Source organism: Flagellimonas nanhaiensis (genome assembly GCF_003382275.1).
In the GTDB taxonomy this organism is placed as follows: Bacteria; Bacteroidota; Bacteroidia; order Flavobacteriales; family Flavobacteriaceae; genus Flagellimonas; species Flagellimonas nanhaiensis.
Window position 1 is genome coordinate 163762 of record NZ_QTJX01000005.1, and the last position, 12611, is coordinate 176372.

Below are 12611 nucleotides of genomic sequence, written 5' to 3' on the forward strand. Positions count from 1 at the left end.
GCTAAAGAACCAACATAATGAAATCCCACTTCAAGTTCAATAAGCAAGAACGTAGTGGGATTTTCTTTTTGTTATTGATTATAGTTATTCTGCAGGGAGCGTATTTTTATGCAAAGACTCTACCTTTTAAAGGAAGTTCCGCATTGACCATAAATGAAATGGAACAGACTAGGTTGGATAGTTTGAAAAGTTTACCCAACCCAGAATCATTTAAACTATTCCCATTCAATCCAAACTATCTTAGTGATCATAAAGGCTACACTTTGGGAATGTCAACATTGGAAATTGATAGATTGCTGGCCTTCCGAAAACAGAACAAGTATGTGAACTCACCCAAAGAGTTTCAAAAAGTGACTTTGGTTTCTGATTCCCTGCTTTCCATTTTATCTCCCTATTTTAAGTTTCCAGAATGGAGTAGAAGAAGCGCTTCGAGAAAAGGAAATGTACTGGTAAATGATCGAGAGGCATCAATACAGGATTTGAACCAGGTAACCGCTGAAGACTTAATGCGAATCAACGGAATAGGTAAAACCCTTTCAAAACGGATTATCAAATTTAGAGACCGACTAGGCGGATTCTTATTAGATGACCAGCTGTACGATGTTTACGGTCTGGAACCGCAAGTTGTAAAAAGGGCGTTCAAAAAGTTCAGAGTATTACATCCTCCTAAAATTGAAAAAATCGATATTAACAAGGCAACAGCCGAAGAAATCTCCCGTTTGGTCTATATAAGTAGGAAAGTAGCTGAAGATATTGTCACTTTAAGGAATGAAAATGGACGTATAGGCTCTTATGAAGAATTGTTTAACATTAATGGATTTCCGATAAACAAAAAAGATAGAATTAAGTTATATTTGTCCTTATAAAAACTGTTGAGAATGATAATGGATACGTTGTCTACCATGAACTTTGATTATTCGGAGACCCAGAAGATGGTTACCGAATCGGCAAGAGAGTTTGCAGAACAATACATTAAGCCATATGTGATGGAGTGGGATGAGGCCCAGACATTTCCCATTGAGGTGTTTAAAAAAGCTGGGGAAATGGGATTCATGGGTGTTTTGGTACCTGAAGAACTGGGCGGGTCTGGTTTAGGTTACCATGAATATATTGCCATATTGGATGAAATTTCAAAAGTGGACCCTGCCATAGGACTTTCAGTTGCTGCGCATAATTCTTTGTGTACCAATCACATTTTATCGTTTGGAAATGATGAGCAAAAAGAAAGATGGATTCCTAAGTTGGCCACTGCAGAATGGATTGGCGCCTGGGGTCTGACCGAGCACAATACAGGTTCAGACGCTGGTGGAATGAACACTACAGCCGTTAAGGATGGTGAATTTTGGGTTTTGAACGGAGCCAAGAATTTCATCACCCACGGAAAAAGTGGTGATGTAGCCGTGGTGATTGCTCGTACTGGAGAAAAAGGGGATAGCCATGGCATGACAGCTTTTGTTATTGAAAAGGGTACTCCGGGATTCTCTAGCGGTAAAAAAGAAAACAAACTCGGAATGCGTGCCAGCGAAACTGCAGAATTGATTATGTCGGATTGTAGGATACCCGATGAAAACCGTTTGGGTGAAGTAGGAGATGGGTTTATACAATCCATGAAAGTTTTAGATGGAGGAAGGATTTCCATAGGCGCATTATCATTGGGGGTGGCCAAGGGAGCTTATGAGGCAGCTTTAAAATATTCTAAGGAACGTATTCAATTTGGAAAGCCCATAAGTCACTTTCAAGGAGTTTCATTCAAACTGGCCGATGCCGCTACCGAAATAGAGGCAGCAGAGCTGTTATTGCACAAAGCAGCTTTTTTAAAGAATGAAGGTAGGCCCATGACCAAATTGGGTGCAATGAGTAAAATGTATGCTTCGGAGATTTGTGTAAAGATTGCCAATGATGCGGTGCAGATACACGGAGGATACGGATATACCAAAGATTTCCCTGTTGAAAAATTCTACAGAGATTCAAAACTTTGCACCATTGGAGAAGGGACTACTGAAATCCAAAAATTGGTGATTTCAAGAAATATCCTAAAGTAATTTGTGCAATTCTATTTAATACATTTATATTTGCACTCCAAAATTTAAAAGAAAGGAGGTTGTAGCCCATGTTAATAATACCTGTTAAAGAAGGAGAAAACATCGATAGAGCTTTAAAGCGTTTTAAGCGAAAGTTTGATAAAACTGGAACAATGCGTCAGTTAAGGACCAGACAACAGTTTACAAAACCTTCTGTAAAGCGTAGAGCGGTTATTCAAAAAGCCCAATATATCCAAAGTTTGAGGGATCAAGAAGAAATCTAAGCTCTTATCTAAGAATATATAGTAACTCCCGTTCCATTTATGGAACGGGAGTTTTTTTATCCCCGAGATTAAATTTGGCTAACTTTGGATTATGCCCGTACCTTCTTTCATAGCGTACCTTAAACTAGAGAAAAACTATTCCAAGCATACCCTGGGTGCATATGAAAGGGATATTGAGCAATTTGCAGAGTTCTGTGAGCAAAATTTTGAAGTTCAGTCCATAGACGACGTGGATTACAGTCTTATTAGAAGTTGGATCGTGTCACTTGTAGATAAAGGAGTCGCCAATAGGTCCATTAATAGGAAAATATCTTCATTACGTGCTTACTACAAGTTTCTTCAGAAAATAGGAGAGATCCAGAAATCTCCCCTGGCAAAGCACAGAGCATTAAAAACAGAAAAGAAAGTGGAAATCCCGTTTTCAGAAATGGAAATGGAAAAGGTACTGTCCTCAATTCCTTTTGAGGATAACTTTGAAGGGTGTAGAGACAAGCTTATCATTGAACTGTTGTATGCCACAGGTCTCAGAAGAACGGAATTGGTAAACCTGAAGTTGAATGATGTTGATGCCGAGAACAAATCAATGAAGGTGCTGGGCAAGAGGAACAAAGAGAGAATTCTTCCTTTGTTACCTTCTACACTAGATTTGATAGCGGAGTATAAATCACATCGTTCAAAAATTGAAAACGGAGCAGATTCTCCCTTTCTCTTCCTGACCAAGGATGGGCTTAAAATTTATGAAACACTTGTTTATCGCATTATAAATAAGTATTTTAGTTTGGTGTCCCCCAAGGTAAAAAAGAGCCCGCACATCTTAAGGCATACCTTTGCAACACACATGCTAAATAGGGGGGCAGACTTAAATTCTGTCAAAGAATTGCTGGGCCATGCCAGTTTGGCTTCAACACAGGTATACACACACAACAGTATAGCCGAATTGAAAAAAGTTCACCTCAAGGCCCACCCAAGGAACAAGAAATAATATTTCTTGTAATGTTTAACTAAGCTGCCCTTGGTAGCACTAAAAACTACACCATATGAAAGTAAACACGCAATCGGTAAATTTTGTGGCTGATGGAAAACTTCTTGATTTTATCCAAAAGAGAATGGATAAACTGGATATGTTCTATGATAAGGTGGTTGGCGCTGATGTCTATTTAAAGGTGGATAACACCAGTGCAAAAGAAAATAAGATTGTTGAAATCAAAGTACTTGTTCCCAGAGATAAGTTCATCGTAAAAAAACAATGTAAATCCTTTGAGGAAGCTGTGGATTCTGCATGCGGTTCTTTAGAAAGGCAGTTGGTGAAAAAGAAAGAAAAATTAAGGGCCAAAGCATGATTAAAATTTTTGAAAATTTATTTTGATTAAAAAAATAAATATATACATTTGCAGTCCGTTAGAAATAGCGGACTTTTTTTATGGAAAAAAGGCGGATAAATGCCGATATAGCTCAGCTGGCTAGAGCAGCTGATTTGTAATCAGCAGGTCGTGGGTTCGAGTCCCTCTATCGGCTCGTAAGTTACTGAAAATAAGGCGGGGGAGATACTCAAGCGGCCAACGAGGACAGACTGTAAATCTGTTGGTTTTTACCTTCGCAGGTTCGAATCCTGCTCTCCCCACTAAAGTTGTTCCAAGAACAACGAGAACTGGGAAGTTTTTTGAAATATTGATTTTTTGGGCAAGGCCCAAAGTAAATGCGGGAGTAGCTCAGTTGGTAGAGCGTCAGCCTTCCAAGCTGAATGTCGCCGGTTCGAACCCGGTCTCCCGCTCTAGATTAAGACTATAATGTCATTCCTGCGAAGGCAGGAATCTCTTCCTTTAAAGGATTTTAGAGGTAGTTGATTCAACACTTTACGCCGGTGTAGCTCAGGGGTAGAGCGTTTCCTTGGTAAGGAAGAGGTCACGGGTTCAAATCCCGTCATTGGCTCAAAACGATTTGTACACTAATATAAACTAAGATTAAAATTATTTAAAATGGCAAAGGAAACTTTTGATCGTTCCAAACCGCACTTAAATATTGGTACTATTGGACACGTGGATCACGGTAAAACTACATTGACCGCTGCTATTACTACCGTATTGGCTAATGCGGGGTTGTCAGAGCTTAGAAGCTTTGATTCTATCGATAATGCTCCTGAAGAAAAAGAAAGGGGTATTACAATTAACACGTCTCACGTTGAGTATCAAACTGAAAACCGTCACTACGCACACGTTGACTGTCCAGGTCACGCGGATTACGTAAAGAACATGGTTACTGGTGCTGCTCAAATGGACGGTGCTATCTTGGTTGTTGCTGCAACTGATGGACCTATGCCACAGACTCGTGAGCACATCCTTCTTGGACGTCAGGTAGGTATTCCACGTATCGTTGTTTTCTTGAACAAAGTTGACATGGTGGATGATGAAGAGCTATTGGAGCTTGTTGAGATGGAAGTAAGAGAATTGCTTTCTTTCTATGAGTATGATGGTGACAACGGACCTGTTATCTCTGGTTCTGCCCTTGGAGCACTTAACGGTGAGCAAAAATGGGTTGATACTGTGATGGAGTTGATGAAGGCAGTTGATGAGTGGATTGAGCTTCCAAAAAGAGATGTTGATAAAGACTTCTTGATGCCTGTTGAGGACGTATTCACCATTACTGGTCGTGGTACTGTTGCAACTGGTCGTATCGAAACCGGTGTTGCCAATACAGGTGATGCTGTTGATATCATTGGTATGGGTGCTGAAAAGCTTGCTTCCACAATTACTGGGGTAGAGATGTTCCGTAAGATTTTGGATAGGGGTGAAGCTGGTGATAACGTTGGTATCCTTTTGAGAGGTATTGAAAAATCCGATATCAAAAGAGGTATGGTAATCTGTAAGCCAGGTTCTGTTAAGCCGCATGCTAAGTTCAAAGCTGAGGTTTATATCCTTAAGAAAGAAGAAGGTGGTCGTCACACACCATTCCACAACAACTACCGTCCACAGTTCTACGTACGTACAACTGACGTAACAGGTAACATTAACTTGCCTGATGGTGTTGAAATGGTAATGCCAGGTGATAACTTGACCATTACAGTTGATTTGATCCAGCCAATCGCATTGAGCGAAGGTCTACGTTTCGCTATCCGTGAAGGTGGTAGAACAGTAGGTGCAGGTCAGGTTACTGAGATTTTGGATTAATTCATTTTACAATAAGTATTACGCTAAAGGGTGTCCCGGATTTCTCGGGATACCTTTCAGTGTAATTATAAACGGGTGTAGCTCAGTTGGTAGAGCACTGGTCTCCAAAACCAGGTGTCGGGAGTTCGAGTCTCTCCTCCCGTGCTAGAAAATACAGTAAAAATTATGATCACTTACATTAAGGAATCATTTGAGGAATTAAGGAATAATGTTACCTGGCTGAACAGGGAAAATGCATCTAACCTTATGGTTGTGGTTGCGGTTTTTTCCATCTTGTTTGCTTTGGCCACTTGGGGGGTAGATTCACTTTTCAGTAAGTTGATCAGATTGTATTTCGATAATATAATAGGATAGTTCGGTATGTCTGAAGTTCTGGAAAAAAAATGGTATGTGGTAAGAGCTGTCAGTGGCCAAGAGAATAAAATCAAAGGCTACATAGAGAGTGAAGTAGAACGTGCTGGCTTTGGGGATTATCTGGATGAGGTACTTGTGCCAACTGAAAAGGTGGTGCAGATCAGAAATGGAAAAAAAATCAGCAAAGAGCGTGTTTATTTTCCAGGATATATTATGATCAAGGCCAATTTGGGAGGAGAGATGGTTCACATCATCAAATCCATTACCAATGTAATTGGCTTTTTGGGTGAGACCAAAGGAGGAGATCCCGTACCGCTTAGAAAAGCTGAAGTTAACCGTATGCTTGGTAAGGTGGATGAGTTGGCTGTTAATACGGACAATGTTGCGATTCCATTTGTGCTGGGTGAAACGGTGAAGGTTATTGATGGTCCTTTCAACGGCTTCAATGGAACTGTTGAAAAAATCAATGAAGAAAAGCGTAAGCTGGAGGTAATGGTAAAGATTTTCGGAAGGAAAACCCCATTGGAACTCAGCTACATGCAAGTTGAAAAAGTATAAGTAGATATTAGAATATAGATGGGAGATGTGAGACTTTTTATTGTCAACTTCTCAAATCTAGAATCTAAAATCTCAAGACTAAAAAATAGAGCTGTTACATATATAAAGTTGTGTTGCTTCCAATTAACACACTTTCATTTTAATTAAAAACAATGGCAAAAGAAGTAGATAAGGTAGTTAAATTACAAGTTAGGGGAGGTGCTGCGAATCCATCGCCACCGGTTGGACCCGCCTTAGGTGCTGCTGGTGTTAACATTATGGAGTTCTGTAAGCAGTTTAATGCTCGTACACAGGACAAACCAGGTAAAGTTTTACCTGTTGTTATCACCGTTTACAAAGACAAATCTTTCGAGTTTGTTGTAAAAACACCACCCGCGGCAGTTCAATTGTTGGAAGCAGCTAAGATTAAAAAAGGATCTGGCGAACCTAACAGGGTTAAATCTGGTTCAGTCACTTGGGATCAGGTAAAAGCAATCGCTGAAGACAAAATGGTCGATTTGAATGCATTTACCGTAGAATCTGCAATGAGTATGGTTGCAGGAACTGCACGCTCCATGGGACTCAAAGTAGCTGGAAAAAGACCTTTTTAAAATCTAAAGCAATTTATAATGGCAAGATTGACTAAAAAGCAAAAAGAAGCTCACGCCAAGATAGACAAGAATAAACTCTATTCTTTGGATGAAGCATCAGCTTTGATAAAAGAAATAACCAATGTAAAGTTTGACGCTTCCATTGACCTTGCAGTTCGTTTAGGGGTAGACCCAAGAAAGGCAAATCAAATGGTGCGTGGCGTTGTTACCCTTCCTCATGGAACAGGTAAAGATGTTAAGGTTTTGGCATTGGTGACTCCAGACAAAGAAGCAGAAGCTAAAGAAGCTGGTGCTGATTTTGTTGGGTTGGATGAATATTTGGATAAGATCAAAGGCGGTTGGACAGATGTTGATGTTATCATCACTATGCCAAGCGTTATGGGTAAACTAGGTCCTTTAGGTAGAGTTTTGGGACCAAGGGGATTGATGCCCAATCCAAAAACCGGTACCGTAACCATGGACGTTGCAAAAGCGGTGTCTGATGTTAAGGCCGGTAAGATTGATTTCAAAGTGGACAAAACAGGAATTGTACACGCGGCAATAGGAAAAGCTTCCTTCTCTGCAGACAAAATTGCAGGAAATGCCAAAGAGTTGTTGGATACATTGAACAAAATGAAGCCAGCAGCAGCAAAAGGTGTTTATATGAAGAGCATCTACTTGTCCAGTACCATGAGTCCTAGTGTTCAATTAGACCCTAAAGCAGTTTAATAACTGGTAGTTCAATAATTTATAACGATGACAAGAGAAGAAAAAGCAACCGTAATAGAAGACTTGACTGCGCAGTTAGCTGAAAACACCAATATTTATTTGGCGGATATTTCAGGTTTGGATGCTGTAGACACCTCCAATTTAAGAAGAGCGTGTTTCAAGGCAAACATTAAACTTGCGGTCGTAAAGAACACCTTGCTTGCAAAAGCAATGGAAGCTTCTGATAAGGAATTTGGTGAACTTCCTGAAGTATTGAAGGGCAACACATCTTTGATGCTTTCAGAAACAGGGAACGCTCCTGCGAAACTTATCAAGAACTTTAGAAAAAAATCAGATAGACCTGTACTTAAAGGTGCTTTCATTGAGGAAGCCATTTATGTAGGGGACGAAAACCTTGAGGCACTTGTTAATATCAAGTCCAAAGAAGAGGTTATTGGAGATATTATCGGACTGTTGCAATCACCAGCCAAGAATGTTATTTCTGGGCTTAAATCTGGTGGTGGTAAACTGGCCGGAATCCTCAAGACATTATCTGAGAAAGAATAATTCGCGCACAATAAACTAAGTATATTTTTAAAAATTTTTATTAAACGATAGAAAAATGGCAGATTTAAAAGATTTTGCAGAACAATTGGTTAACCTTACAGTAAAAGAGGTAAATGAGTTGGCCGATATATTAAAAGAAGAATACGGTATTGAGCCTGCTGCTGCTGCAGTAGCCGTTGCTGGTGGTGCTGCCGCTGGTGGTGGTGAAGGTGAAGCTGCTGAGGAAAAATCAGAATTTGATGTAATCCTTAAAGCTGCAGGTGGTTCCAAATTGGCTGTTGTTAAACTTGTAAAAGAGTTGACCGGTCTTGGTTTGAAAGATGCTAAGGACATTGTTGACAGCGCTCCTAAAGCTGTTAAGGAAGGTGTTGCCAAAGATGAGGCAGAAGGTATCAAAAAATCATTGGAAGAAGCAGGAGCAGAAGTTGAGCTTAAATAATAGCTTTTACCATACAAATTTGGTTAAGGTCTTTCCATTATAGTGGTTAGGCCTTAGCCTATTTAATAGGAGTGTATTAAGTCGTACACCACCCACAGTAATATTTCACGATCAAAATTTGTCCATTGATGTTCACAAACACTACTGAAAGAGTAAATTTCGCATCCGCTAAGAACATACCGGAATACCCGGATTTCTTGGACATTCAGATAAAATCCTTTCAAGACTTTTTTCAGCTTGAAACCAAATCTGACGAAAGAGGAAATGAAGGTCTTTATAACACCTTCATGGAAAATTTTCCAATCACAGACACTAGAAACCAATTCGTACTAGAATTTCTAGATTATTTTATAGACCCACCCAGATATTCGATCCAAGAATGTATTGAGCGTGGTCTTACCTATAGCGTTCCGTTAAAAGCGCGGCTAAAACTATATTGTACCGATCCAGAGCACGAAGACTTTGAGACTATTGTACAAGATGTGTACCTAGGTACCATCCCTTACATGACTCCTAGCGGTACTTTCGTTATAAACGGAGCAGAAAGGGTTGTTGTTTCACAGTTGCACAGATCTCCAGGGGTTTTCTTTGGACAATCTTTCCATGCAAACGGAACTAAGTTGTATTCAGCCAGGGTAATCCCTTTTAAAGGATCTTGGATTGAATTTGCAACAGATATCAATGGAGTAATGTATGCTTACATTGATAGAAAGAAGAAATTACCGGTTACCACGTTGTTCCGTGCCATTGGCTTTGAAAGGGACAAGGATATTTTGGAAATCTTTGACCTTTCGGAAGAAGTAAAAGTTTCCAAGGCCGGTTTGAAAAAAGTATTGGGACGAAAACTTGCTGCAAGGGTTTTGAACACTTGGCATGAGGATTTTGTTGATGAAGATACTGGTGAAGTGGTGTCCATCGAGCGTAATGAGATCATCCTAGATCGTGATACTGTTCTTGAAAAAGAGCACATAGATGAAATCATTGACGCAGATGTGAAAACTATTCTCCTTCACAAGGAGAACAATGCGCAGTCAGATTACGCCATTATTCACAATACACTGCAAAAAGACCCTACCAACTCTGAAAAAGAAGCGGTAGAACATATTTACAGACAGTTGCGTAATGCCGAACCACCAGATGAAGAAACGGCTAGAGGTATTATCGACAAGTTGTTCTTCTCGGACCAACGTTATAGCCTTGGTGAAGTAGGTAGGTACCGAATGAACAAAAAATTAGGATTGGATATTGGCATGGACAAAGAAGTCCTTACCAAGGAGGATATCATCACTATCATCAAGTATTTGATTGAGTTGATCAACTCCAAAGCAGAGATTGATGATATCGATCACTTGTCCAACCGTCGTGTTAGAACTGTTGGGGAACAATTGTCTTCTCAGTTCGGTGTTGGTTTGGCCCGTATGGCACGTACCATTCGTGAGCGTATGAACGTTCGTGATAATGAGGTCTTTACCCCAATCGATTTGATCAACGCCAAGACGTTGTCTTCGGTGATCAACTCGTTTTTTGGTACAAACCAGTTGTCTCAGTTCATGGATCAGACGAATCCATTGGCGGAGATTACACACAAAAGAAGATTGTCGGCACTGGGCCCTGGAGGTCTTTCAAGAGAAAGAGCAGGTTTCGAGGTGCGTGACGTTCACTATACCCACTACGGAAGATTGTGTCCTATTGAGACACCTGAAGGTCCAAACATTGGTTTGATTTCTTCTCTATCCGTATTCGCCAAGGTAAACCCAATGGGCTTCTTGGAAACTCCTTACCGTAAGGTGGAAAATGGTGTGGTGAATACTAAGGAATACTCCTATCTAAGTGCAGAGGAAGAAGAAGGAATGAAGATTTCCCAAGCAAACATCCCAATGGATGCAAAAGGGAAAATTGAGGATGATAAGGTAATTGCACGTGAAGAAGGCGATTTCCCGGTAGTTGATCCATCTGAGGTGAACTATACCGATGTTGCCCCTAACCAAATTGCTTCTATTTCAGCTTCCTTGATTCCTTTCTTGGAGCATGATGATGCGAACAGGGCTTTGATGGGGTCAAACATGATGCGTCAGGCAGTTCCATTATTAAAACCACAATCTCCAATTGTAGGTACAGGTTTGGAAAAGCAGGTAGCTACAGATTCTAGGGTGTTGATCAATGCAGAAGGCGATGGTGTTGTGGAGTATGTTGATGCTCAAAAAATCACTATCAAATACACTAGATCAGAAGAAGAGCGATTGGTAAGCTTTGAAGAAGATTCCAAGACCTATAACTTGGTGAAGTTTAGAAAAACAAACCAAGGAACAAGTATCAACCTAAAACCAATTGTCAGAAAAGGAGACAAGGTTAAAAATGGTCAGGTACTTTGTGAAGGTTACGCTACTGAAAAGGGAGAACTGGCACTAGGTAGAAACATGAAAGTGGCCTTTATGCCATGGAAAGGGTACAACTTTGAGGATGCGATTGTAATTTCTGAAAAAGTAGTACGTGAGGATATTTTCACCTCCATCCACATTGATGAGTATGCCTTGGAAGTGAGGGATACCAAGTTGGGAGCTGAAGAATTGACCAACGACATACCTAACGTTTCTGAAGAAGCAACTAGGGATTTGGACGAATACGGTATGATTCGTATTGGTGCAGAAGTTAAGCCTGGGGATATCTTGATTGGTAAGATTACTCCAAAAGGAGAATCCGATCCAACTCCAGAAGAAAAACTGCTCCGTGCCATCTTTGGTGATAAAGCAGGTGATGTAAAAGATGCTTCTCTAAAAGCATCACCTTCGTTAAGAGGTGTTGTTATCGATAAGAAATTGTTCTCACGTTCCATCAAGGACAAGAGAAAACGTTCTGAAGATAAAGAGGCCATCTCTAGGTTGGAAATGGACTATGAAGTGAAGTTCCAACAACTGAAAGATGTATTGATCGAGAAACTATTTGGTTTGATCAATGGTAAAACTTCGCAGGGTGTTATCAACGATTTAGGTGAAGAAGTACTTCCAAAAGGAAAGAAATACACCATAAAAATGTTGAATGCTGTAGATGATTTTGCCCACTTGGTTGGGGGAAGCTGGACAACGGATGACACTACCAATGCATTGGTAGCTGATTTGTTGCACAACTACAAAATCAAATTGAACGATATTCAGGGTAACCTTAGAAGGGATAAGTTCACTATCTCCGTAGGAGATGAACTGCCTGCAGGTATCATGAAATTGGCTAAGGTGTACATCGCCAAAAAGCGTAAGCTAAAAGTTGGTGATAAAATGGCGGGTCGTCACGGAAACAAAGGTATTGTGGCCCGAATCGTTCGTCAAGAGGATATGCCTTTCTTGGAAGACGGAACACCTGTTGATATTGTATTGAACCCACTTGGAGTACCTTCCCGTATGAACATTGGTCAGATTTACGAAACTGTTCTTGGTTGGGCAGGATTGAAGCTTGGCAAGAAATATGGAACTCCGATTTTCGATGGGGCTACCTTAGATCAAATCAATGAGTACACGGACGAAGCTGGTGTACCAAGATTTGGACACACCTACCTATACGATGGAGGTACTGGTCAACGATTTGACCAAGCTGCTACCGTTGGGGTGATCTACATGTTGAAACTAGGTCACATGGTAGATGATAAAATGCACGCCAGATCTATCGGTCCATACTCGTTGATTACACAACAACCATTGGGTGGTAAGGCCCAGTTTGGTGGTCAGCGTTTTGGAGAGATGGAGGTTTGGGCACTAGAGGCCTATGGAGCATCATCTACCCTAAGGGAAATACTTACGGTTAAGTCCGATGACGTGATCGGAAGAGCCAAGACCTATGAGTCCATCGTTAAAGGTGAGACCATGCCGGAACCTGGACTTCCAGAATCTTTCAATGTATTGATGCACGAGCTTAAAGGATTGGGCTTGGATATCAGATTGGAAGAATAGAACACTATA

13 protein-coding genes and 5 tRNA genes are annotated in these 12611 nt (G+C 40.6%); all 18 read left to right on the forward strand.

From position 1 onward, the window contains the following. The first annotated feature begins 17 nt into the window (after positions 1–17). The 18 genes from DX873_RS16730 to rpoB all read left to right on the forward strand — a co-directional run bounded on the left by DX873_RS16730 (position 18) and on the right by rpoB (position 12602). Complete coding sequence (locus DX873_RS16730; RefSeq protein ID WP_116185632.1) at positions 18–866, forward strand: ComEA family DNA-binding protein; 849 nt, start codon at positions 18–20, stop codon at positions 864–866. A gap of 36 nt (positions 867–902) precedes the next feature. Continuing rightward, complete coding sequence (locus tag DX873_RS16735) at positions 903–2042, forward strand: acyl-CoA dehydrogenase family protein (RefSeq protein WP_116185668.1); 1140 nt, start codon at positions 903–905, stop codon at positions 2040–2042. Between the two features lie 68 nt (positions 2043–2110). Next, positions 2111–2305: a 30S ribosomal protein S21 gene (rpsU, locus tag DX873_RS16740; protein ID WP_116185633.1), complete on the forward strand. Its 195-nt coding sequence runs from the start codon at positions 2111–2113 to the stop codon at positions 2303–2305. Between the two features lie 91 nt (positions 2306–2396). Next, positions 2397–3287: a tyrosine-type recombinase/integrase gene (locus DX873_RS16745; protein WP_116185634.1), complete on the forward strand. Its 891-nt coding sequence runs from the start codon at positions 2397–2399 to the stop codon at positions 3285–3287. Between the two features lie 55 nt (positions 3288–3342). Next, positions 3343–3645 carry a ribosome hibernation-promoting factor, HPF/YfiA family gene (gene hpf, locus DX873_RS16750; RefSeq protein WP_116185635.1) on the forward strand — a complete coding sequence of 101 codons (303 nt, stop codon included), beginning with the start codon at positions 3343–3345 and terminating at the stop codon, positions 3643–3645. A gap of 101 nt (positions 3646–3746) precedes the next feature. After that, positions 3747–3820: transfer RNA gene (locus DX873_RS16755), tRNA-Thr, on the forward strand. 23 nt (positions 3821–3843) lie between these two features. Continuing rightward, positions 3844–3926: transfer RNA gene (locus tag DX873_RS16760), tRNA-Tyr, on the forward strand. A gap of 77 nt (positions 3927–4003) precedes the next feature. Beyond that, positions 4004–4076 (forward strand) — tRNA-Gly (locus tag DX873_RS16765). An 86-nt stretch (positions 4077–4162) separates the two neighbouring features. After that, positions 4163–4234: transfer RNA gene (locus tag DX873_RS16770), tRNA-Thr, on the forward strand. Between the two features lie 47 nt (positions 4235–4281). Next, positions 4282–5469, forward strand: a complete 1188-nt coding sequence (tuf, locus tag DX873_RS16775; RefSeq protein WP_116185636.1) for an elongation factor Tu — start codon at positions 4282–4284, stop codon at positions 5467–5469. A 71-nt stretch (positions 5470–5540) separates the two neighbouring features. Next, positions 5541–5613 (forward strand) — tRNA-Trp (locus DX873_RS16780). A 21-nt stretch (positions 5614–5634) separates the two neighbouring features. After that, the gene (gene secE, locus DX873_RS16785) at positions 5635–5823 is read left to right on the forward strand and encodes a preprotein translocase subunit SecE (protein WP_116185669.1); all 189 of its coding nucleotides are present in this window, start codon (positions 5635–5637) and stop codon (positions 5821–5823) included. A gap of 6 nt (positions 5824–5829) precedes the next feature. Further along, positions 5830–6381 (forward strand): transcription termination/antitermination protein NusG, encoded by a 552-nt coding sequence (nusG, locus tag DX873_RS16790; protein ID WP_116185637.1) that lies wholly within the window; start codon positions 5830–5832, stop codon positions 6379–6381. Positions 6382–6533: 152 nt separating this feature from the next. Then, positions 6534–6971, forward strand: coding sequence for a 50S ribosomal protein L11 (gene rplK, locus DX873_RS16795; protein WP_116185638.1), 438 nt, complete (start codon positions 6534–6536; stop codon positions 6969–6971). An 18-nt stretch (positions 6972–6989) separates the two neighbouring features. Next, positions 6990–7679, forward strand: a complete 690-nt coding sequence (gene rplA / locus DX873_RS16800; RefSeq protein ID WP_116185639.1) for a 50S ribosomal protein L1 — start codon at positions 6990–6992, stop codon at positions 7677–7679. A 27-nt stretch (positions 7680–7706) separates the two neighbouring features. Beyond that, positions 7707–8225 (forward strand): 50S ribosomal protein L10, encoded by a 519-nt coding sequence (gene rplJ, locus DX873_RS16805; RefSeq protein ID WP_116185640.1) that lies wholly within the window; start codon positions 7707–7709, stop codon positions 8223–8225. 55 nt (positions 8226–8280) lie between these two features. Beyond that, the gene (rplL, locus tag DX873_RS16810) at positions 8281–8664 is read left to right on the forward strand and encodes a 50S ribosomal protein L7/L12 (RefSeq protein ID WP_116185641.1); all 384 of its coding nucleotides are present in this window, start codon (positions 8281–8283) and stop codon (positions 8662–8664) included. 128 nt (positions 8665–8792) lie between these two features. After that, positions 8793–12602: a DNA-directed RNA polymerase subunit beta gene (rpoB, locus tag DX873_RS16815; RefSeq protein WP_116185642.1), complete on the forward strand. Its 3810-nt coding sequence runs from the start codon at positions 8793–8795 to the stop codon at positions 12600–12602. Positions 12603–12611: the final 9 nt, after the last annotated feature.